The 21030-nt window shown below is 43.3% G+C and carries 22 protein-coding genes and 1 riboswitch; of the genes, 6 read left to right on the top strand and 16 right to left on the bottom strand.

Going from position 1 to position 21030, the window contains the following annotated elements; all coding sequences use genetic code 11:
- Positions 1-119 precede the first annotated feature (119 nt).
- Positions 120-980 (bottom strand): PPK2 family polyphosphate kinase, encoded by an 861-nt coding sequence (locus QWY16_RS04595; protein WP_300991730.1) that lies wholly within the window; start codon positions 978-980, stop codon positions 120-122.
- Between the two features lie 231 nt (positions 981-1211).
- Positions 1212-1661, bottom strand: coding sequence for a putative immunity protein (locus QWY16_RS04590; RefSeq protein WP_300991729.1), 450 nt, complete (start codon positions 1659-1661; stop codon positions 1212-1214).
- 253 nt (positions 1662-1914) lie between these two features.
- On the opposite strand from QWY16_RS04590, the gene QWY16_RS04585 reads away from it, so the two are divergent.
- Together QWY16_RS04585 and QWY16_RS04580 are read left to right on the top strand one after the other, a co-directional pair.
- Positions 1915-2826: a DMT family transporter gene (locus QWY16_RS04585; RefSeq protein WP_300991728.1), complete on the top strand. Its 912-nt coding sequence runs from the start codon at positions 1915-1917 to the stop codon at positions 2824-2826.
- 77 nt (positions 2827-2903) lie between these two features.
- Positions 2904-3128, top strand: coding sequence for a helix-hairpin-helix domain-containing protein (locus QWY16_RS04580; RefSeq protein WP_300991727.1), 225 nt, complete (start codon positions 2904-2906; stop codon positions 3126-3128).
- A 71-nt stretch (positions 3129-3199) separates the two neighbouring features.
- On the opposite strand, the gene QWY16_RS04575 is transcribed toward QWY16_RS04580, so the two are convergent.
- The 11 genes from QWY16_RS04575 to QWY16_RS04525 all read right to left on the bottom strand — a co-directional run bounded on the left by QWY16_RS04575 (position 3200) and on the right by QWY16_RS04525 (position 13036).
- On the bottom strand, positions 3200-4042 hold the full coding sequence (locus QWY16_RS04575; RefSeq protein WP_300993279.1) for a 5'-methylthioadenosine/S-adenosylhomocysteine nucleosidase: 843 nt from the start codon (positions 4040-4042) through the stop codon (positions 3200-3202).
- A 160-nt stretch (positions 4043-4202) separates the two neighbouring features.
- A riboswitch (purine riboswitch) is annotated at positions 4203-4305 on the bottom strand.
- Positions 4306-4547: 242 nt separating this feature from the next.
- Complete coding sequence (locus tag QWY16_RS04570) at positions 4548-4946, bottom strand: RDD family protein (protein ID WP_300991726.1); 399 nt, start codon at positions 4944-4946, stop codon at positions 4548-4550.
- A gap of 98 nt (positions 4947-5044) precedes the next feature.
- A complete protein-coding gene (locus QWY16_RS04565) occupies positions 5045-5791 on the bottom strand; it encodes a phosphatase PAP2 family protein (protein ID WP_300991725.1) in 747 nt (248 codons plus the stop codon).
- 117 nt (positions 5792-5908) lie between these two features.
- Positions 5909-6370 carry an SRPBCC family protein gene (locus tag QWY16_RS04560; RefSeq protein WP_300991724.1) on the bottom strand — a complete coding sequence of 154 codons (462 nt, stop codon included), beginning with the start codon at positions 6368-6370 and terminating at the stop codon, positions 5909-5911.
- A gap of 107 nt (positions 6371-6477) precedes the next feature.
- Positions 6478-6954 carry an NUDIX hydrolase gene (locus QWY16_RS04555; RefSeq protein ID WP_300991723.1) on the bottom strand — a complete coding sequence of 159 codons (477 nt, stop codon included), beginning with the start codon at positions 6952-6954 and terminating at the stop codon, positions 6478-6480.
- A gap of 110 nt (positions 6955-7064) precedes the next feature.
- On the bottom strand, positions 7065-8333 hold the full coding sequence (gene ulaA / locus QWY16_RS04550) for a PTS ascorbate transporter subunit IIC (RefSeq protein ID WP_300991722.1): 1269 nt from the start codon (positions 8331-8333) through the stop codon (positions 7065-7067).
- A 26-nt stretch (positions 8334-8359) separates the two neighbouring features.
- Entirely contained in the window at positions 8360-8629 is a 270-nt protein-coding gene (locus tag QWY16_RS04545; RefSeq protein ID WP_300991721.1) for a PTS sugar transporter subunit IIB, read from the bottom strand.
- Positions 8626-10692 carry a BglG family transcription antiterminator gene (locus QWY16_RS04540; RefSeq protein ID WP_300991720.1) on the bottom strand — a complete coding sequence of 689 codons (2067 nt, stop codon included), beginning with the start codon at positions 10690-10692 and terminating at the stop codon, positions 8626-8628. The genes QWY16_RS04545 and QWY16_RS04540 overlap by 4 nt, the downstream gene beginning before the upstream one ends.
- A gap of 218 nt (positions 10693-10910) precedes the next feature.
- Positions 10911-11543, bottom strand: a complete 633-nt coding sequence (locus QWY16_RS04535) for a CPBP family intramembrane glutamic endopeptidase (RefSeq protein WP_300991719.1) — start codon at positions 11541-11543, stop codon at positions 10911-10913.
- Positions 11540-12358 carry an alpha/beta fold hydrolase gene (locus tag QWY16_RS04530; protein WP_300991718.1) on the bottom strand — a complete coding sequence of 273 codons (819 nt, stop codon included), beginning with the start codon at positions 12356-12358 and terminating at the stop codon, positions 11540-11542. Before QWY16_RS04530 ends, QWY16_RS04535 begins: the two co-directional genes overlap by 4 nt.
- A gap of 243 nt (positions 12359-12601) precedes the next feature.
- A complete protein-coding gene (locus QWY16_RS04525) occupies positions 12602-13036 on the bottom strand; it encodes a VOC family protein (RefSeq protein WP_300991717.1) in 435 nt (144 codons plus the stop codon).
- 348 nt (positions 13037-13384) lie between these two features.
- On the opposite strand from QWY16_RS04525, the gene QWY16_RS04520 reads away from it, so the two are divergent.
- A complete protein-coding gene (locus tag QWY16_RS04520; RefSeq protein WP_300991716.1) occupies positions 13385-14398 on the top strand; it encodes an STAS domain-containing protein in 1014 nt (337 codons plus the stop codon).
- Positions 14399-14451: 53 nt separating this feature from the next.
- On the opposite strand, the gene QWY16_RS04515 is transcribed toward QWY16_RS04520, so the two are convergent.
- Positions 14452-15045 (bottom strand): YdcF family protein, encoded by a 594-nt coding sequence (locus QWY16_RS04515; RefSeq protein WP_300991715.1) that lies wholly within the window; start codon positions 15043-15045, stop codon positions 14452-14454.
- Positions 15046-15221: 176 nt separating this feature from the next.
- Complete coding sequence (ilvA, locus tag QWY16_RS04510) at positions 15222-16511, bottom strand: threonine ammonia-lyase IlvA (RefSeq protein WP_300991714.1); 1290 nt, start codon at positions 16509-16511, stop codon at positions 15222-15224.
- 208 nt (positions 16512-16719) lie between these two features.
- On the opposite strand from ilvA, the gene QWY16_RS04505 reads away from it, so the two are divergent.
- Both QWY16_RS04505 and QWY16_RS04500 read left to right on the top strand, forming a co-directional pair.
- On the top strand, positions 16720-17607 hold the full coding sequence (locus QWY16_RS04505; protein ID WP_300991713.1) for a fructose bisphosphate aldolase: 888 nt from the start codon (positions 16720-16722) through the stop codon (positions 17605-17607).
- Positions 17608-17778: 171 nt separating this feature from the next.
- Positions 17779-18258 carry a BsuPI-related putative proteinase inhibitor gene (locus QWY16_RS04500; protein ID WP_300991712.1) on the top strand — a complete coding sequence of 160 codons (480 nt, stop codon included), beginning with the start codon at positions 17779-17781 and terminating at the stop codon, positions 18256-18258.
- 47 nt (positions 18259-18305) lie between these two features.
- Here the strand turns inward: QWY16_RS04500 and QWY16_RS04495 are convergent, their stop codons facing one another.
- The gene (locus QWY16_RS04495; protein WP_300991711.1) at positions 18306-19511 is read right to left on the bottom strand and encodes an aminotransferase-like domain-containing protein; all 1206 of its coding nucleotides are present in this window, start codon (positions 19509-19511) and stop codon (positions 18306-18308) included.
- A 439-nt stretch (positions 19512-19950) separates the two neighbouring features.
- Between QWY16_RS04495 and QWY16_RS04490 the strand changes: the two genes are divergently transcribed.
- Positions 19951-20610, top strand: coding sequence for a hypothetical protein (locus tag QWY16_RS04490; protein ID WP_300991710.1), 660 nt, complete (start codon positions 19951-19953; stop codon positions 20608-20610).
- Positions 20611-21030 lie beyond the last annotated feature (420 nt).

Below are 21030 nucleotides of genomic sequence, written 5' to 3'. Positions count from 1 at the left end.
TCCTGCAAAGGAATATGAACTGATTATTCAATCTTTTTTCATTATTTTAAGGCTTTTATCTAAAAAAAGAAACCGCTTTAGCCGTATATGTAACTGCTAAAGCGGTGAATTTTTCGTACTTATTCATTTTCCAACGCCGCTATAGCTTCTTCCAGCTTTTTCTTTTCCTCGCCAGAAATTGCCGGATACTGAGGATTGATTTTTTCAAGCATTTCAACCATCACTTCCGAAATGATATAGCGCGAATACCATTCGTTGTCAGCTGGCAGCACATACCACGGTGCATAATCCGTGGAAGTCTGGTTGATGATATCTTCAAAGATGTCCTGGTATCCTTCCCAATGCTGCCGCTCTTTTACATCATTAAACGAGAATTCCCAGTTTTTTTCCGGATTTTTCATCCGCTCAAGCAGTCTTTCCTTCTGCTCTTCTTTCGACATATTAAAAAAGAATTTCACGACTGGAAATCCATTTTCTACTAAGTATCTTTCAAATTCATTGATCTGGCGATAACGGAATTTCCAAATGTTCTCATGGATCAATTCATTCGGAAGCGGTGTCTCCTCCAGCAAATCGTGAACTCTTGGAGCGATTACTTCTTCATAATAGGAGCGGTTGAATATGCCGATCTGCCCTCTTTCAGGCAAACCTTTATGGAACCTCCAAAGATAATCATGTTTCAGCTCCTCTTCCGTAGGCTTTTTAAATGAAGTCGTTTTTAAGCCTTGTGCTGATAAATTAGAAAAGATATAGCTGATGGCTTCATCTTTTCCTGCGGCATCCATCGCCTGTAAAACAACGACAATGCCTTTCTCCTCTTCTGCACGCAGCTTCGTATACAATTCTTTCAATTTCTCGACGCTTTTAGGAATCAAATGCTCACGCAGCTCATCTTCTGATGGGCAATCTTTTTCATGGGTATTGTAGTTTGACAATTCCACTTTCTCATCTTGTTTTATCAGATACTCACTCGTGTCCATAGTTTTCCTCCTTTGTTTCCTTCTTTAAGATAAACCTATAGTGCAAAGAGTAGCTGGCAAAAATTAAAAAACGAGCACATTATGCCTTGCTTCTTTAATTTACCCGCCCCGCTGAGCGACAAACTGCTTCAAATACATTAACTGTGACATGTTTTAAAAGTTTAAATAGCAAATTAAAAAGAACAGCATCTTTCAATAATGACTTAGAAAGATGCCGTTCTTTTAGTTTTATTAAGGACCTACCAATTCCTTAAGGTGTTCATATTGCCAATTTCTTTCTTCCGCAATTGCCGCTTCTTCAAAATCCGTTTCAAAAGCTACAGCTTTGACTGCATATGTTGAAGCATGAATGGCATGGCCAATCATATGAGGAGTGGAACTCGCTTGTCCCGCTGCTCGGGCAGCAGCTATTGCCGCTTCACCGATTGCTTCTCGCGCTGCCGCATGCGCAGGAAACGCTGCTTTTCGGGCATCGCCTACCCGGATTTCACCTCTGGCCCATCGCCTGGAAGCTTCAAGGGCTCTTTTTAACCGTTCGTCTTGCGGACGCTGCTTTTCGTAATAGGAAAGCACACGTTCGGCACAATCCGATGCCCAGTTCGCAGCCGTTTGATGATTGGTCTTTTCCAATAATTCATCGATGAATTTTTTGGTCTCTGTATCTGTAAATTCTTTTGCCATCGATTCCCATCCCCTTTGGCATATCTCTCAATTCCCTTTAAAGTATAGAGGAAAAGGCATGATAAAAAAATAGAACTATTGGAATATATTACTGGCGAAGGTGATTTTCACGGGAAACTTCATTTGAAATGAAAGACATTCGGGTAGTTTGAGACTATAATAAAGGCTATTGTTTTTAAATAGTCGGCTGTTTTTCTTATGCAGTTGGGAAAGCTGAATAAGCAGCCACTTAATAATCAATGGAGGAATTTTCTTGAATACAAAAGCTTTTTCTTTGGCCTTATTCACAGTTTTAATATGGGGTTCATCTTTTGCGGCCATTCGCGTCAGCCTGCAAGAGGGATATGGTGCTGGCCAATTAGTGCTCGTACGTTTTGTAATTGCGTCAGCGTTATTTCTTGTCTATGCCTTGTGGCCAGGAACAAAATTCCGGCTGCCGCGTAAAGGCGATATTGTCAGTATTCTAACACTTGGCTGGATTGGCATCAGCGTATACCACCTTTGTGTCACATTCGGAATGGAAACAATATCAGCAGGTACAGCTGGCATGCTGATCGGTTCGGGTCCTATTTTCACTGCATTGATTGCAGTTATTGTTTTAAAAGAACGTTTGACTCCGCTTGGCTGGCTTGGCCTCGGCATCGGATTTATCGGAATTGTGCTGATCGCTTTTGGAGCTGCCGGAGCTTCGTTGACACTTAACAATGGCGCGCTGCTCGTCTTGATCGCTGCTTTTGCGACGTCCGTATTCTTCGTTTTCCAAAAGAATCTGTTGACTCGCTATACAGCTATTGAGTTGACTGCCTATTTTACGTGGGCTGGGACTTTGCCGTTCTTTATTTTTTCACCCGGAATCTTCACAACGCTGCAAAACGCTTCACTAGAAGCTCATTTATCGACATTGTATGTCGGTATTTTTCCGGCTGCCATCGCTTACGTAACCTGGTCGATGGCTTTGTCTTTGAGCAACGCCAGTTCCGTTGCAAGTATGATTTACCTGGAGCCTGCAATCGCAATACTTGTAGCTTGGATATGGCTGCATGAACTTCCAACTTCCCTATCATTGATTGGCGGAGTTATCGCGATTTCCGGTGTGCTGATTGTCAATGTGCTAAGCAGAAAGAGCCAGCGTATGCATTCAAGCCGCACAGTTGAATCTTCATAAAGAATGGAAAATAGAAAGCCATAGCTAGGGACGGAGTCTTTTACTTTTTGTTAATAATTTAAATGGAGGGATAAAGAATGGCAGACAATCAAACAGAAATCGAACACAGCTTACCGCACGGAATAGGGAAACCTGCAACACGTGCCTTTTTGTTAGCCGGTTTTGCGCGTTTGGAGCAATTCACCACTGTTTCGGAAAAAGAGATGTTGAAGCTGCATGGCGTCGGCCCCAAAGCAGTCGCTATCATTCGCGAGGCACTGGCTGAAAAAGGGCTCTCTTTTTCCCAAAAAACCACTGACTGAAAAAGCCTTGCAAAGGATCTGCATCCTTTGCAAGGCTTTTGTTTTTATTTTCCCGCAATGCATTAATATGATTATTGCTTAGTGGAGAGCACCGAGATGTACTCTTTTACAACTTCATAAACATAATCCTGATTAGCTGAAGCTGTATCCGGATTGTAGGCACCGTCGTTTGTCTTGTTATTCGATAGAACCCGGATACCGAGAAACGGAACGTCATATGCTGCAGAAATTTGGGCAGCAGCTGCGGTTTCCATTTCTTCCACAGAGGTGCCATATTTCTCATGAATCCAGTTGATGCGGTCCACTTCATTGTTCCAAAAATCAGCAGAACCGATTGTACCTTCTACAACTTTCCCTTTTGAATACGTATCTTTCACCGCATTGGCCGCAGCCAATAAATCTTTATCACCTTCGTAGTAACGGATATTTTCAGCATCTGGATCTTCTCCGGCACTGCCTTCCGAAGCCATCAAATCCATGGGCTTCCATTCCGTCGGCTCAATGCCTTCGCCTTTTGCCAGCTCACCCGTTTTTAAAGCTCCTATATTTACAGAACGCTTGCCGAGGACAATATCAAAGACGTTTAATGCCGGATCATGTCCGCCTGAAGTCCCTTGATTGATGATTGCAGCTGGATTGTATTTTTCGATTGCTAGGGCCGTAGCGGCACCAGTGTTTGCGAAACCTTTGCCTGTCTTCGTTACAATTACCGGATAGCCTTCCACTGTACCGATGTAAAATTCAAAAGTTGAACCGGATTCTTCAACTTTCACATTTTCCAGCCGTTCCGCAAATTTTTCCGCTTCAATCGGCATTGGTCCTTGGATTAGAATAGGCCGCTGCGGCTTTTCTTCCGCTTTTGTCTCGGCAGTTGTATTGCATCCTGCAAGAACCAGCAATACGGCCATGATCATGGCTAAAATCTGATGTGCTTTTACTTTTTTCACACTGTCTTCCTCCTAGTTGTCAATTACTCTCGTGTTTGGACCAATAGAAAAAGGCCGGAACAGGTAGCATATGCTCTACATTCCGGACCCACAAAGTCAAAGTATAATGGATTGGCAAGCCGAAGGAATGCCAACTACTTTAACCCGTAGTCCAGTTCATTTTTGGGAACTTGGTAGAAACGCCCGGACCATATTACCGAGCATATACGAGAATCAATATGTATTTATTGTACTTGGTTAATATAGCAACGAGATGGAATATCGTCAACCTATAAACGAACATTTGAAACTAATAGACCATTTATCGTTCGTCTTTGACCCTTTATTCCCCCTTTTCTCTTTCGTTATTTCAAATTCCCTGTCTCATTACATCTAATTGCTTACTGCCGATTATTTCCTCAAAATTTTCTTTGGCAAGAAAATACCGCTGATTTTGAAAACTCTCAAAATCAGCGGCTGAGCCGTTCATCATTCAAATTGATCGTTGTTCCCTGACAATCGTCTGGGCATAGACATCATGCGGTAGTTTCGCACCTTCCAGCCTTTCAAAGCCTTCACGATTTTTGAACAAATCAATTGGACTTTTGAGATCCCGGTAAAGAAAACGCTTGGCGATTTGTTCGCCGCTGAGCTGAAGGCCGTCTTCGCTTTCCAGTATCAGCCCTTGGGCTTTGTATCCAAGCGTCTGCCCGGATTTGGCTAATTGGACATATTCGAGTCCCCAAACGACAAGCGTCGGCACCACTAGGGTATACACAGGATTGGCTTTAACTTTCTTTGGCACCGCTGTTTCCAACACTGCTAGCGCTGCCGTTGCCGCGATAAAATCAATGAACATTGCCTTAGAACGTTTCTTAGATAAATCTTTCATCCAACTCCTCCTTTATAATCCTTTGCTACAATAAGAGTAGTGGAAGAAAAGGCTCTTTACAACAAAAAAGCGAGTGGCCTAAGCCTTCCCGCTTTTTATCATTTGTTTGCGGGAAACCTTTTTTTAACTGCTCTGAGTATTGACACAAGCATATCACGGATTGCATATACCGGCCGTACGCTGCTTTTGCTTTGCCACTGAATCCATTCAAGCGCAATCAAACACAGAATAAGCCAAATGGCGCCCGCTATGAAACCGGCCAGCACATCACTCGGAAAGTGTGCTCCCAGGTAAACCCGGCTCATGCCAATTAAGGTCACTAAAATAGCCATTAAAAAGATGGACACCCACTTAAAGAGAGCATTTCCATTTCCGCGTATTACCAAATACATGATAAATCCGTAAAAGATAAGGGAACCCATGGAATGGCCGCTCGGAAAACTATAGCCAACTGCATCAATTTCGGGATTGATCGATGGACGGCCTCTTTCATAAAGTCCTTTAAGCATCTTAGTCAATAAACCGCCGATTCCGACTGCCACCAGAAAAAAAAGAATGCCCCATTTATCTTTATACTTAACCCACAGGACCACTACTGTCAGTGTAGATAAGGTGGTTAAGAACCATACTGATCCCATCTCAGTGATAAAAATCATCGCACTGTCTAAAAAAGGAGTATCAATCGCTTTAAAATAACCGATAATCGTCCCGTCGAATCTTCTCATTTCATTTTCCATAACTTCTTCAGCCAATTCCGTAAATATGACAAGGAACAGAGCCGCAATTCCAAGGCCAAGACCCAGCAGCAAGAAGGTGATGCCGACTTTTGTATTCTCTTTGATCATCTAATCGCCCCTCGCCTACTTCCTAAATTGTTAAACATATACCCCTAACCCCCGGAATTTATTCGCTGAAAAGGAAACAGCTGCCCCTCAAATTTATTGGCAGGAGCAGCTGACATTTTATAAAGCTGTCGTCTTTGATGATTCGCAAACATCTTTCAAATTTTTCAATGATTGGTCCATAGCATTACTCATCAGCTTTTTAATAATCAGCTTATCAGCCATTTTCATCAATAAACTATGCGGTACCTCGTATTCTTCAAAATAGTCGACTCTCGTCCCATTTCCTTCAGGCGTATAAGTCCAGTTTTGAAGGGAATCAATTGAACCTTTAACCATGCCTTTCCAAGTATATCCGTTGCCGTTCTGCGAGTTTTCCGTGACGGCAACAATAACAGGCAGCTGCATTCCAAGAATGTTGAAGTCCAAATCCATGGTAGTTCCTGTTTCGCCTTGCCCTTTTAAATTACGTGGTTCAGACAAACCCGCATACCACTGATACCACCGGGTCGGATCTGCTGCATATTGATAAACTTCATCAATCGGACGCTCAATCAAGATGCTTTTTTCAACAGTCACCATAAATTCTTCCTCCTTCTAAAAGTATGATTTGGTTAAATCGTAAACTTAATCTAAAGGAATGTACAAGAAATACCTTTCATTAAAAGTTTTTTCTTTAGTGCCGTTTTTTATTTCTTATGCTCTTCAACTGAATAATGCTTATCCAGAAATTCTTTCACAATCACCCGGTGGCTGCCAATCATCTTCTCGGGCAATTGATCTGGAAAAAAGAACTCAAAACTCACCGATTCCGATTCCTCAATTACCAGTTCCCCTTCATAGCCTTCTGAATAATACGCTATGGTAACGAGATAAAATTCGTCCCCGTTTTCAGCCACAACAAAATGATCCGGACCGGAGTAGACATTGATAAGGTGCAGTCCGCTGACCGTCAATCCCGTTTCTTCCAGCACTTCACGCCGGGCTGCCTGTTCTGTTGATTCGCCCAATTCCATCAATCCTCCGGGCAACCCCCAAGTCCCTTTTGGAAACTTCCGCTCCTGCAGCAGCAGCCGTCCCTTATCATCCGCAATAACTGTCACAGCTCCTGTAAATATCACCGGCCGGTGTCCGATCATTACTCTCAAATCCTCGACATAGCCCATTCTAAAACTCCTTTTCAGCAATCCCGTTTGTTTTATTATACCCAATAATACCTACCTGCCACCCAAAATAAAAACCACCATCTTTAAAGAAAGATGGTGGCTTTGTGAAATTAAGACAATCCCAAAAATTTCATGAAGCTGAGGATCACTATCCCGATGACACCGAAATCAGAATCCCCGAATGTTGTTCCTTCGAAACCGATGTCTCCCATCAGCACCAGCAGGATTGCTGGTATAAAACTGATCAAAAGTCCATTGGCAAATGCGCCGGCCATAGCGCCTCGTCGGCCGCCTGTGATATTTCCGAACACACCCGCAGCGGCACCCGTGAAGAAATGCGGAACGAGTCCCGGAACAATCACACTCAGACTAAGCGAAGGAAGAACGAACATCGCCAAAAGACCGGCTAAGAAACTGAATAGGAATCCGATGATTACAGCGTTTGGAGCAAATGGAAAAATTGTCGGGCAATCTAATGCCGGTTTGGTATTCGGCACTAGTTTATCGGCAATTCCTTGGAACGCTGGAACGATTTCAGCGATTAGCATCCGTACTCCAGCAAGAATTATGTATACACCTGCAGCAAATGTAATGGCCTGAATGAAAGAAAATACAATGAAATTGGAACCGCCGGAAAGATTGGTTTCAATATATTCCTGTCCGGCAAATAATGCCACGATTACAAAGAACACTGTCATCGTCAAAGATACCGCAACCGATGTATCCCGTAAAAACCCTAATGATTTCGGCACTTTGATTTGCTCGGTCGTCTTTTCCTTATTGCCTACCCATTTTCCGACTGTTGCAGAAATGAAGTAGCCGACAGATCCAAAATGGCCGATGGCAAAATCATCGCTTCCTGTGATTTGGCGCACGAATGGCTGCAGCAAGGCAGGAAACAGAACCATACACGCCCCCAGCAAAACGGATCCGACTGCAATAAGCGGTATGCCGGATAATCCACCGATTGACAAGGTAACAGCCAATAAGCAAGCCATAAACAGCGTATGATGGCCTGTCAGGAAAATATACTTGAATGGTGTGATACGAGCCAAAATAATATTGAAGATCATCCCAAAAACCATGATCATAGCAGTCGATGTCCCGTAGCTGCCTTGGGCTGTCGCTACGATGGCTTCGTTATTCGGAATGACGCCCTGTACATTAAAGGCATGATCGAACATTTTGCCGAATATATCAAGCGCTCCGATTAATACTGCCGCTCCTGCGCCAATGATGATAAAACCCATTACTGTTTTCAGTGTTCCAGATACTACATCCGCGCTGGACTTCTTCTGCAACAGCAACCCGATGAGCGCAAACAGCCCGACGAGAATGGAAGGTGTCCCTAAAATGTCTGTCATAATTAGCTCAAGCATTGATTCTCATCCCTTTGATATGAATTTTATTGGAAATGCGGTTCTAGTTTAGATTTAATCTCCGGAATACTCATCATATTCTCCAGTGATACAAGCGTCCGTTTTCCGTCGTCAAGCTGGCCGATGATGTCTCCTGCTCCAATAAAGATATCGGCCTGCTCCGATTTGGCTGAAGTCAGATCCGTATGGTCCACTTCTGCTGTATGTTCCATTTCTTTCAAGGCTTTCTTGACATTCAATTCCATAATAAAGCTGCTTCCTAAACCGTTTCCGCATACTACCATAATCTTCTTCATTGTGTTTCCTCCTTTGAATTTTCATGAATGAATTCCATGAGCTCCGTTTTATCTGCGATTTCAAGCATCCGCTTAATATTAGCCGGTTCATTAAGTAACTGCGTCAGTTGGATCAGTGCACGCAAATGCGAGTCACTGTCAGATGCGGCCAATACGATAATCAACTGCACTGGCTTGTCCGCTGCAAATTCCACAGGCTCTTCCAATTTCAATAAGCTCATCGACAAAGAGTTGACTCCTTGTTCCGGCCTGGCGTGTGGAATGGCCACGCCTGGAGTGATGACGACATATGGGCCATTCGCTTCGATGCTGTCAATCATTGCCTCCACATAACGCTCTTCAACTGTTCCTGATTCAACAAGCGGCTGCGCTGCAGATTGAATGGCCTGCTGCCAAGACGCCGCAGAGGGGTGCAATTGAATCGTCTGCAAAGTGAGTAATTCTCCTAACACTGGTTTTTCAGCCTCCTTTAATGAAAATTTTGTTTGCTTTCGTGAAGGGCTGTACAAATTGGATTGCAATGCTGTTTCAAGTTCTGTTGCATTGTGAATAGTCGCATACTTGGCAATGATTTTTAACAAAGAACCGGCATCAATATTCCCAGTTGTATAGCCATACAGTTCCTGCATCACTTGCTGACGCAGCAAATGCTTTTCCTGCACTTCCAATATGGGCGGTACGACAAAAAGAAGGGCATCGGTCCTCATGTGAACAGTCGAAAAAACCAGATCGTAAGGCAGCTGATAATTCGCGGCTGAACGGACAGACAGCACATCCAAAAACAAAATGTCCGGGAACAATTCCCTTAAGGTATAGATAAGGATATTGCTGATCCCTACCCCGTTTGGGCATACGACGATCGCCCGCTTTCGGTCATCAAGTGCCGTTCCTTGCCTTCGCAGCCAGCCGCCAAAATGAATGGTAAAATAGGCCACTTCATCTTCAGGCACTGCCTTCCCCAGTTTTCTCTCCAGCATTTGAAGAGTTTTTCTGACGAGATGATGCAATTCTGGATAAACTTTTTGTACCCGGCCGGTGATGGGATTGACTTGTGGAAGACCATATTTCAACCGGTGGTAGGCCGGTTTGAAATGGATATAAAGCTGTTCATACAATAATTCCTTATCTTGCAAATGGACAAAAGCCAGCCGTTCAAATTCTTCCACTATCTGTTGCAGCAGCACTTGAATGGTTTCGTCTTCTTTTAAAGGAGACAGATCTTTTGTCCGGTTCATACTTAACAAATGCAACGTAGCATACTGTTTTTCCGTCTGGCTCCAATGAGCTTGAAAAGCTGATGTTTCAGCCAGTTGTTCAACCATCCGATATTCATCCGTAGCTACCAGCTGGTTCCAACTATCATCATTCTGCAAGCCCTCGCCTCTTCGAATCAGCAAATCGGTGCAAAGAAATAAATAACTTAACTCATTAAGCCTTTCATCGGTGAATGTTACACCCAGCTTCTGCTCTATTTGTTCGAGCTGAACTTTAATGGCTTTGATTTGCTGCTCATCATCTTTCCAAAGACACTCAACAATCGCCCGGTTATTCGGATTACTAAATACCTCACTGACCAAGTATTCAACCGCATACCTCTTGGCCAGGCTATCTCCTGAAATCACATAGCCTTTTTGCTTCGAATACTCGAGTGTTAAGTCGAGCTGCTGTGTTTTCTTCTTAAGCTGCCGCAGATCCGTCAATACTGTATTGCGGGACAGCCCGGTTATGGATTGAAAATGATAGACGGATAATTCTTCCCGCCCCAATAAAATCATCAGGTAGAATAAATTTTCCCTTTCTTTTTCGGAAAAAGTATATGTATTCTTGGTCATCTTGACATTTAAGGCCTCTTCATTGATCGGCTGGGTTAAAAAATAACCTTTTTGCCGATTGAATTGAATAGTGGAATAGCTGTTAAATTCAAGCCAATCATTGGCTTTCCCGATAGCATATTGAATCTGCCTTCTTGTAAGTCCTGTCTGAATTTCCAAGTCACTCATTTTAGATATAGGTGAATGTTGAAGAAGAATCAGTAAAGCTGCGCTTCTCTCATCCAATAACATCTTGTATCCTCTCCCTTCTTCTACGATACCGCATCCAATAGTCGAAAAATACTGTTTACAAGCCCCATTCTTGTGTCAGTCACTGCACAGAATTGTATTGTTCAGTTGCACCAATGCTGACTATCTCATTTTTGGAATGGTTTCACAACCTGCCTATCGGATCGAGTCCATAGAAAAAGCCTTTCTGGAAATCACCTGATTCCCAAAAAAGCTTTCATTTACCTTACAATAAACCAATAGACGCAAACAATCCCAAAGTCCGACAGCGCGTGGCTGATAATCGTCGCTGAAATGGAGGCGGATTTTTCCCGGATATATCCCCAAAATAATCCAGCAATGAAAACAGGAATCACCGCCACAAAACTGAATCCTGTTTCAAAAATCGGAATGATCGACAGCAAATGATACAGCGTATAAAAAGCCGCAGACATTCCGATGGCATACAAGGCTTTCCCTTTCCCCCTCAACCTGTCATACATATAACCTCTCCAATATAATTCCTCAAGCACCGGATTCGCTAAAAGCAATACGAGTATTAGCCCCACTTCTCCTGGACCTGAAAATCCCCAGTCGAGCAGCAGCGCCCGAAGATATTCGATATCCAATAGATAGATATGAAGCCAGCTCAACCCGCCAAAGATAAAAATGAAAAAAAGCACACCGCTGCCAATCCCTAATGCCATTCCCTGTTTGTCCAACTTCAGCCGCTCTTTCGGAAATGCCTTGTCAACCAGCGGCACAAACAGCAGCCAGCTATAGAACAGCAAAAACGTGATGGCGACGTTTTCCAGCCATTGCAGCCCGATAAAAATCATTGCCGTTGGTCCGATCAAACGCACAAAATTCTTCATAGCGGCTGCCTTGATTTCAAGCCATTTTCTTCCTGCCTGTAGTGTTCAGCAATCGGCTGCAAGTATTGGTTTATCACTGCATTAAATTCCAGGAAGGACCGCGGCGGCAGCTGATGCGTCCCTTTATCGATATAAGCGACCTGCGTTTGAGGAGCAGCCTCTAAAAAGGGAATCTGGTAATGATGCATGGGTTTTTCAAGCGTTCCATAGATTAGCAGAATCGGCATTTTCAAGCGATGGAGGGAATAAGTTGAGACATAGTCCAAGCCCGTTCTGCAAAATTCATAGGCAGCTTTCGCATTCGATTTTCGGGCCAAATGGTAGATGGCTTGTTCATCGCCCACAAGCTTCCGGTTCAATTTAGCCTGTAATTTTGCAGCCATCGGCAGTTGCCGGAACTTGGCCATATACATCACCGACTTGATAAAGAATTTTGGGGTGAAGTTGTTTATTTCTGAAAAACCACCGGACATGATCAAAGCGATTGTCCGTTCCGGATAGTTCAGCGCAAATTCCTGGGCAATCAAACCACCATGCGAATAACCGCAAAGCACGACTTTTTCAATCCCTATTTCATCAAGCAGTTTTTTTAAATGTTCCGCCAGAAGGCTAATGGTCAAGGGCTGGTCTCCTCTTGTGCTGTGCCCATGCCCCGCGATATCGTAAAAAATAAGCTGATATTGTTCAGCGAGCGGTTCTTGGTGTTTAAATACATTATGGGCCATGACAAAAGGATGGATAAAGACAATCGGCATTCCCTGGCCTTTTAGATGATAATAAAGCGAAACAGATTGATCGATAGTGATATGCGGCATAAAAAAGAATCCACTCCTAAATCAAAAAGCGCGATGTGTACGCAGTTTTAGTTTTTTCTTTTTAATTACCCTAACTGCTGGCAAGTCAAAACGTTAAACCTACATGGTCTACAGCTCCCTTTGTCCAAGCAAACTCAAGCAAGCAACATTCCATTGTTGAATTGTACAGACGCATTAAAAAAGCACATGCTCACGACTGAGCATGCGCTTTTCATTTCCCCCGATTCCCCCCGTTTTATTCTCTTATTCCTGTTGTCCGTAAGAACCATCATCACAACTGAATTGCCAAGAAACTCCGAACTTGTCTTCCAGCGCTCCGTATGCAGGACTCCAAAAAGTTTCCTGCATATCCATCGTCACTTTGCCATCCTGGGCCAAACGGTTGAATTGAGATTTCAATTCATCCATATTGTCCGAAACAACGGTCAAATTGATATTTTGTCCGAAAGTTACAGGCGAATTTGGCATGGCATCTGAAAACATCACTTCACTGCCCATGATATTCAAATTGGTGTGCATGACCAGCTTTTTCATGTCTTCAGCCATTTCAAAGCCTTCCTCCGGAGGCATATCCCCAAAACGCATAATTTCCGGCTTCGCTGCTCCAAAAACCTCTGCATAATACCCGACCGCTTCTTCGCAATTCCCGTTAAACACCATGTACGCATGCACTGGCACTTTAAACTCTCCCTTCGTTTGATCCTTTTTTATATTTTCCATGCCTTATTTTGATGAGTCCTCTTCAACAAAACGGCACGAAATTCCAAAATAAAATCAGCCACTTCGAAGTTATCTTTCCTCTTGGTGTACGTTTCTTTTTGCAATGAATAACATTTATCAGAACAAACGTTCTTATACTTTATATTATATACCGGATTCAATTAAATGAACAGTATATTTTCTTTTTATTCAGTTATTTTTCCTTGTGTAAATGCACTCGCCCTTCTCTTTGCCATTAAAAGAGACAAGACTCCAACGACCTTATATACTTAAACTATCTTGTATTAAATCGGAGGAACGGTATTTATGGAGAAGAAAGACATAACGGTCGGCGGAATAGAATTAAAATGGGATCTTGAAACAGGAGAAGTTCTGTTTGAGGACGGCGACGTCGTATTTTTTTGGATTACGGCAATGAAGACCTTCTTCGATACCATCAAGGAAATATCCGGCGTTGAAGCAACCAAGCTGGTGCTGGAAACTACCGGCTTTCGCCAAGGCGTAATTGTAGGCGAAGGGTTCGGGGAAATGAAGCATATCGATACTTCTAATATTGTGGAGTGGATTTCTAATACCTACGCTCCAGCTGGATGGGGGAAAGTTGAAATCACCAAGATGGATGCACAAAACAATACTTTCACGATGCACATCCAGAACGACTGGGAATACAAATTAAATCAACTGGATGATGCAAAAACGGAAGGGATTTTCGTTCCTTCTCATTATGCGGGTGTATTGAGCGGCATTTTCGGCATCAATTTCTGGTACAAAATCATTCAATATCAAAACAATGAAAACCCGTACAGCATCGTTGAGTACTTTCCTTCTGATGTGACCGTACAACGGAATATCCATGAACTGTCAAGACGCCAAGAAGCAGACCAAATCAGGCAATTGGAGCAGTTAGTCAACGAGAATACCAAAACGCTGCAAAGTCTTGTAAGGGAACTTTCGTCTCCGATCATTCCTGTCCTTGAAGGCATTATTGTCGTTCCGATGATTGGCAGCTATGACGAAGAACGGGCCGAAGACTTAATTTATAAAACACTCAGCCACCTGCCGAAGCATCAAGCCAGCTACCTGCTGCTGGACTTGACCGGCTTGAATAAAAACATCTCAGCGCATACTGCCGAACTGATCGATAAATTGGGAGCGTCTGCTAAACTTCTGGGAACAGAAGTGATTTTAGTCGGCGTCTCTCCTGAACTGGCATTGCTGATTACACAGACTCTGACAAGCCTGAAAAAATTTGAATGCCTGCAATCACTTCAGCACGGCATTTATTATGCCTTAGGAAAAAGCGGACGGAGAATCGTATAACGATGAAAAAAGCAGAGCGCCCTTGCTTACAGGGGCGCTCTGCTTTTTATGATCTAATGGAGAAATGCTAAGGCCAGCACATAAGCGACATAACAAACCGTTTCCCGGATAAAAAATGGCAATTGGCTGCTGAACGTCTGGAAAATCGAACTTTGCGTCGGCGAAGAATACGCATCGATGCCCGCAACTTGCGCCATCAATAATGCCCGTTTCATATGTAAGGGGTCACTGACGACAAGAAAGCTGTCCAACCCATGCTCTTCTGCAATTTCATTGGCATATAAAAAGTTTTCTTCCGTGATCATCGATTCGGTTTCAATGAGGATGTCTTCCGCTGGCACGTCCAGTTTCAGCGCATAATTGCGCGATACTTCCGATTCCGCCATGTCTGCGCCGTCCGTTTTGCCGCCGGTGAAAATGATCTTATCAACGAAACCATTTTCGTAGAGCCATACCGAATGATTGATGCGTTCCCGCAGCATCGGTGATGGCTGATTGCCTACCACTTTTGTGCCAAGCACTATTGCTGCATCGGTTTTTATATTTTCGGTTTCCGCCGCATATGTCCAAATGCCATAGGCGGCAAACACAGTAAAAGTGAAAAGTGCCGTCAACAGCACTTGTAAAGTTTTTATTAATCTATACAATTAGCTTCGTCCTTTTGGCCTTCTATTCTTCAGATCCGCCTTGAACGGATTTTATCCTTCTACATTATCAGATGAAATGGGACGAAAGAAAAGAGCAATGTTGAAAAAAACAACAAATGATCACAAAAGCATTGAATACCGAAAAGAACCCCTTCCATTCAAAAGGGGTTCTGGTACTAAATCAATAAATTGAACAATAATGAATCGTTGTTGATGTCTTTATAAGGAAAGCCGTTTTCCGCCATTCGTTTCACTAATGGCTCATAGTCTTCGCGACGCTTTAGTTCGATGCCGACGAGTACCGGCCCGTGTTCACGGTTTGTCCGCTTTGTGTATTCAAAATGGGTAATATCGTCTTCTTCACCAAGCACTTGCTCCATAAATTTGCGAAGCGCCCCTGCCCGCTGAGGGAACGTGACGATGAAATAATGCTTCAATCCTTCATAAATCAAGGATTTCTCTTTGATTTCCTGCATCCGCTCGATGTCGTTATTGCCACCCGAGATGACACAGACGACATTTTTCCCTTTGATTTCGTCTTTATAGAAATCTAGCGCGGCCACTGACAACGCCCCCGCCGGTTCTGCAACAATAGCATTCTCGTTGTATAATTCCAAAATGGTCGTACATACTTTGCCTTCAGGCACCACGATAATGTCATCAAGGACTTCCTGGCAGATTGTCATCGTCAAATCTCCGACTTGCTTCACAGCTGCACCGTCGACAAATGTATCGATTTCGTCCAAACGGGTCACTTGCCCGTTCTTGAGTGAAGCCTTCATGCTGGCTGCTCCTGCCGGTTCAACGCCGACCAGTTTTGTGGATGGACTGATCCCTTTCAAATAAGAACCGACTCCGGATGCCAATCCCCCTCCGCCAATTCCGCAGAATAAATAATCCACAGGTTCCTGCATCTCATTCAACACTTCTACTGCAACCGTGCCTTGTCCTGCAATGACATGGTTGCTATTAAATGGGTGCACAAATGTTTTGCCTTCAGCAGTACAGGTTTCCATCGCTGCTGCAAATGCGTCATCAAAAGAATCACCGGTTAAAACGACGGATACTTGATCGCCGCCAAAGCGCTTGACCTGGGAAACTTTTTGGCTTGGTGTCGTGAGAGGCATGAAAATTTTGCCTTCAATGCCGAGCGCCTTGCAGGAATACGCTACTCCCTGGGCATGATTGCCGGCACTCGCACACACAACGCCTCTGCTGCGTTCTTCCATCGTCATGCAGCGGATGAAGTTATAAGCGCCCCGCAATTTGAAAGAGCGGACGACCTGTTGATCTTCCCGCTTTAAAAAGACGTTGCAGCCGTACCGGGCGGACAGAATTTCATTCCGCTGAAGCGGCGTTTTTAATACGACGTCTTTTAACGCCTGATTCGCCACCATGATGTCCTCCACTGTCACTTTCGCCGCTTCTGCTGTTCTATCCAGCTCTGTGGTGTTGCTTCTTGTCATCTGTATCACCCTTTTGATTTTAGTTATTTCATTACTCTAACACAAAGAAGCGGGTTGTTGATAAAAAATTTCGACAATTATTTGACTACTTTTCAGAATAGTATGAGATACTTTGAATAGGAAAGCTAGCCTGGCACGGGCTGATGATTTATACGCTGATAAAAGGGTATAAGTAAAGGTGTAAAAAATTTGTTAAGGAGCTGGGAAGATGAACAAAGAGCAATTTGATCTGGTGAAAAACGGTAAAGGGTTTATTGCAGCGCTTGACCAAAGCGGCGGCAGTACACCAAAGGCGTTGAAACTGTATGGCATTTCAGAAGATGCCTATTCCAACGAAGAGGAAATGTACGATTTGATCCACGAAATGCGGACGCGCGTCATGACCGCCCCTGCATTCAATTCAGATTCGATTCTCGGAGCTATTCTTTTCGAGCAAACAATGGACCGCGAAGTTGAAGGCAAGTATACACCTGATTATCTATGGGAAGAAAAAGGCGTGGTCCCTTTCCTGAAAGTCGATAAAGGATTGGCTGATGAAAAAGACGGCGTCCAATTGATGAAACCAATCCCTAATTTAGATGAACTATTAACAAGAGCCAATGAACGGAATGTTTTCGGTACGAAGATGCGTTCAGTCATTAAAGAACCGAACGCCGAAGGCATCAGACGCGTCGTGGTCCAGCAGTTTGAAGTCGCCAAGCAAATCATCGCGGCTGGACTGGTTCCCATCATCGAGCCGGAAGTCGATATCCATAGTGCTGAGAAAGAAAAAATCGAAGCTTTGTTAAGAGAAGAAATCCTGAATCATTTGGCCGGCTTAAGCGAAGATCAGCCGGTGATGCTGAAACTGACGATTCCAACGGTTGATAACTTCTATAAGGAATTGATTGAGCATCCACGCGTAGTACGGGTAGTGGCCCTTTCCGGCGGCTATACACGGCAGGAAGCCAATGAAAAACTGGCAGCGAATAATGGGCTGATTGCCAGCTTCTCACGCGGGTTATCCGAAGGAGTCAGCGCGGATCAAAGTGACGACGAGTTCAACAAAGCGATCGCTGATTCGATTCAGACGATTTACGAAGCGTCCATTACGTGAGCTGATGATCAATAAAGGCGTCTCCGGTGACCTTTTGCAAGGTTGCTGGAGACGCCTTTTTATGGTGTAACTTTTCTGTCCCAATAACGGTCTTATAATAAATTGGATTCCTATTTTTTTAGCAATATATGAAACATTACGCCAAACATCTAATCTTAAGGAGGAACAAGTATGCAAAAACGAATATGGCTGTTAATGCTGCTGCTTTCATCCCTGTTGCTGCTGGCAGCGTGCGGCGCTAACGAAAACTCGGCGGAAAATCCGCCTGAAAAACCAACAACAAACGAAGGCACTTCCGGCGGGATTGCAGCTGGCGCACCGGAACCTGCAATTAAGCAGTTGGATGATCAAACCTATCTGTATACCGTAAAAAACCAAACAGAAAAGCCCCTGACTTTTGATTTTACCAGCAGCCAGCGCTATGATTTTGCATTGTTGGATGAATCGGGCGATCAGGTTTTCCTGCAGTCTTCTGTCAGCATGTATGCACAGGCTCTGGGTGAAGAAACAATTAAACAAGCCGAAGAATTGAGTTATCCACTCGAAGTGCCCCCACTTGATCTTGAGCCTGGCACCTATACACTTGAAGTTTGGCTGACGCCGGAGCAAGGGCCGGCATTTCGCACTGAAACTGAATATATAGTGGAATGAAGAGTAATGCAAAAGGAGCAGCCTAAGCTGACCGCTCCTTTTGCATTCTACTCAACCTTTTGCTCAACGTTCGCCGCAATAACCTGTCCCAGCAACTCGATTCCTTTCACTATTTGCTGTTCATTCGCATAGCTGAACGACAGACGGAGAAATTCGGTGCCTTCCTCTTGGTTCAAGAAAAAGTATCTGCCCGGCACATAAGCCACACCGGCCGCATAAGCTTGAGGCAGCATTTTGGCTGTATCGGCTCCTGGAACATTGACCCAGACAAAATACCCTCCTTCCGGTGCATACCAGGAAACCGTTGGCGGCAGAAATTTTTTCAATGCTGCAATCATCGTGCTGCTTTTTCTTCGATAGGCGTCCGTCAACTCTTTAATGTGGCCGTCAAAATCAATTCCTTCTATATAGGAAGCCATAGTAGCCTGTGCAAACGGATGATCCAAATCCTTTTTGAACCACTTCATTGCCGTAACCAATTTTTCTGCTCCTGCTACCCAGCCGATGCGCATGCCTGGCGCCACAACTTTGGACAATGAACCCACATACAGCACACGGTTATTTGCATCCATCGCTTTTAGCAAACGCGGCTTTTCTTCGAATCCCAATTCACCGTACGCATCATCTTCTAAAATAAGAAAATCATATTGTTCCGCCAACTTCAGTACATGTTCTCTTCGTTCTGGCGTCATCGTTGTCCCCGTAGGATTTTGGAAAGTGGGGATTGTATAAAGTACGCGCGGCAAAGTTCGTCCCTGCTCTTTTCTATCAGCCAGCATTTGTTCAAAGCGGCCGGTGTCGAGTCCGTTTGCGTCAGTTGGCACACTCATGAAATGTTCCGTATAATTCCGGAACACTTCCAACGCTTCCATATAGGTCGGCGACTCGATTGCCACAACTGCTTCGCCATCCAGCAGAATGCGTGAGATTAAGTCAATCGCCTGACAAGCTCCGGAAGTGACCAAAAGTTCTTCTTCTGAAATTTCGGCTTCACGTTTTAGCATCCGCTGCTGGATAAATTTCTTAAGCGCCGGGATTCTCGGGCTGCCGATATAATGGAGCGGCAAGTCCTGCTCTTCATCAAGCAGCCGGCCAACCGCCTCTTTTATTCCTTTTGATGGAACTAGTGCCGGTTCAGGATAACCAGAATTCAAGCGGATGCATCCTTTTGGAACGGCCGACATCCACAGTCCTGGCGGATCATTTTTAAATGCCAAATCTATGTCTTTAGAAAAAGGGAATTTTTGCTTCATTATGTATGTGCTCCTTTCTGGATTGAGGTAATTTTTCTCTTACTGTCCATTCTACATTAAAAATTATGAAAGCATTCTGGAAACTCTATAATATTCATTAATGAATGCAAGAAAAGGGTTTCTTCTAGACTTGTTCAAGCCACTTCTATTTATCTAAGCTCCTTCCAAAAATCCCTGAAAAGCATAACATTTAGCCTATTAAGTACCTCCTTGATATAAGTAAATAAATTAAAATTACTTACTCTAAATTATATGAATTTTTTGACCTTTATAGTATAATTATCGTGCAAGCGAATCCATTACTGTTGCAAGCCACTTAAAAAGGGGGTCAAATTTCTCTCAAAAAATACCTTAAAATGCTGATGTTTATTTTAATCTCTTGCGTCACTTTATGAGGAGACTAACAGAAAATCAAATTTTAAATAAGGGAGAATATGACATGAAAAAGTTTGCAATGCTTTTACTGACTTTCATTTTGGTATTCGGTTTTACCTCCATGACATTTGCTGGCAGTAATGATGATAAAGGAGACAGCAATACAACTGAAAAAGTGACTTTCCATAAAGGCGTCACGACTATTGTAAAAACGACAAAAGAAGTAAGCTATGACAAGATCGTCAAAGTGGAAAAAGACACTAAATACAAAACTGAGAAAAAATCCAAAACAGACACTTATTATGAAACTAAAGTTGAAAAGAAAAGAGAAAAACATCCAAAACACGATTGGTATAGAGACGTGTACGTTAAAACCACTTATAAAATTACCAAAACAACCACTTGGGATGAAGTGACAGCAATTCACACCATTAAAAAATTCACTACACCGGTTAAAATCACAAAAACAACTGTAACTACTATTAAACATAGAGGCAAACCGGGAAGCAATGGCAAAATCATCAGCAAGAATACCGAAACGTTCGTAGATAAAGAATACGGTAAAACTACAAAAGAAGTGACGAAAGAAAAAGAAACATTCAAAAAGAACGAAAAAACTCATTATGATAAAAAAGTCGTGGATGTAGAAACAACTCACGGCAAATGGGAGAAAAAAGACAAAGATCATGGAAAAGACAAAGATAAAGGCAAAAACCGTAACTAATTTACAGCAACAGGCTCCTGCTTAAGAGGGGGCCTGTTTTTAATTTCTGGATGTTTTTTCTGCATGGCAGACCGATGATGGCAATGCCGTATATGGCATTCCAGCAAAGAGGAATGTTCTTTTGTCCGAAAGCCATCAATTCTTTGAAGCCATACGTGTACTCGGCAAGTTGATCTATCGAAGGCGTTGGAGTATTGCACTGCCGGGCTAAGTCATAAAATTCATCGGTTAAAAGCTTTACTTCATCAAGGATGTTGTCCAAATGCCCTAACAGATTTTCAAACGCAACACTTTTACCATTTTTCCAAGAGCCAGACCGATAGGGTCTAAAAACAAGAATTTTTATTAAACAGAACAAGTTTCTATATACAAAATCCCTTGAAATACTGCAGTTTTCCGAGCAAATTAAATTAAATTAAA

It is taken from the genome of Planococcus shenhongbingii, assembly GCF_030413635.1.
In the GTDB taxonomy this organism is placed as follows: domain Bacteria; phylum Bacillota; class Bacilli; order Bacillales_A; family Planococcaceae; genus Planococcus; species Planococcus shenhongbingii.
Note: the sequence above shows the minus strand (reverse complement) of the source record. Positions and strands in the feature narration are given on the sequence as shown.

Coding starts and splice junctions, on each gene's coding strand:
- QWY16_RS04575 (WP_300993279.1), bottom strand. CDS start 4,042: ATGATCATGGCCGTATTGCTGGTTCTTGCAGGATGCAATACAACTGCC.
- ulaA (WP_300991722.1), bottom strand. CDS start 8,333: ATGCTTGAGCTAATTATGACAGACATTTTAGGGACACCTTCCATTCTC.
- QWY16_RS04555 (WP_300991723.1), bottom strand. CDS start 6,954: ATGGGCTATGTCGAGGATTTGAGAGTAATGATCGGACACCGGCCGGTG.
- QWY16_RS04570 (WP_300991726.1), bottom strand. CDS start 4,946: ATGAAAGATTTATCTAAGAAACGTTCTAAGGCAATGTTCATTGATTTT.
- QWY16_RS04565 (WP_300991725.1), bottom strand. CDS start 5,791: ATGATCAAAGAGAATACAAAAGTCGGCATCACCTTCTTGCTGCTGGGT.
- QWY16_RS04595 (WP_300991730.1), bottom strand. CDS start 980: ATGGACACGAGTGAGTATCTGATAAAACAAGATGAGAAAGTGGAATTG.
- QWY16_RS04535 (WP_300991719.1), bottom strand. CDS start 11,543: ATGAAGAATTTTGTGCGTTTGATCGGACCAACGGCAATGATTTTTATC.
- ilvA (WP_300991714.1), bottom strand. CDS start 16,511: ATGACAAGAAGCAACACCACAGAGCTGGATAGAACAGCAGAAGCGGCG.
- QWY16_RS04500 (WP_300991712.1), top strand. CDS start 17,779: ATGCAAAAACGAATATGGCTGTTAATGCTGCTGCTTTCATCCCTGTTG.
- QWY16_RS04560 (WP_300991724.1), bottom strand. CDS start 6,370: ATGGTGACTGTTGAAAAAAGCATCTTGATTGAGCGTCCGATTGATGAA.
- QWY16_RS04520 (WP_300991716.1), top strand. CDS start 13,385: ATGGAGAAGAAAGACATAACGGTCGGCGGAATAGAATTAAAATGGGAT.
- QWY16_RS04490 (WP_300991710.1), top strand. CDS start 19,951: ATGAAAAAGTTTGCAATGCTTTTACTGACTTTCATTTTGGTATTCGGT.
- QWY16_RS04580 (WP_300991727.1), top strand. CDS start 2,904: ATGGCAGACAATCAAACAGAAATCGAACACAGCTTACCGCACGGAATA.
- QWY16_RS04505 (WP_300991713.1), top strand. CDS start 16,720: ATGAACAAAGAGCAATTTGATCTGGTGAAAAACGGTAAAGGGTTTATT.
- QWY16_RS04495 (WP_300991711.1), bottom strand. CDS start 19,511: ATGAAGCAAAAATTCCCTTTTTCTAAAGACATAGATTTGGCATTTAAA.
- QWY16_RS04590 (WP_300991729.1), bottom strand. CDS start 1,661: ATGGCAAAAGAATTTACAGATACAGAGACCAAAAAATTCATCGATGAA.
- QWY16_RS04545 (WP_300991721.1), bottom strand. CDS start 8,629: ATGAAGAAGATTATGGTAGTATGCGGAAACGGTTTAGGAAGCAGCTTT.
- QWY16_RS04540 (WP_300991720.1), bottom strand. CDS start 10,692: ATGTTATTGGATGAGAGAAGCGCAGCTTTACTGATTCTTCTTCAACAT.
- QWY16_RS04530 (WP_300991718.1), bottom strand. CDS start 12,358: ATGCCGCATATCACTATCGATCAATCTGTTTCGCTTTATTATCATCTA.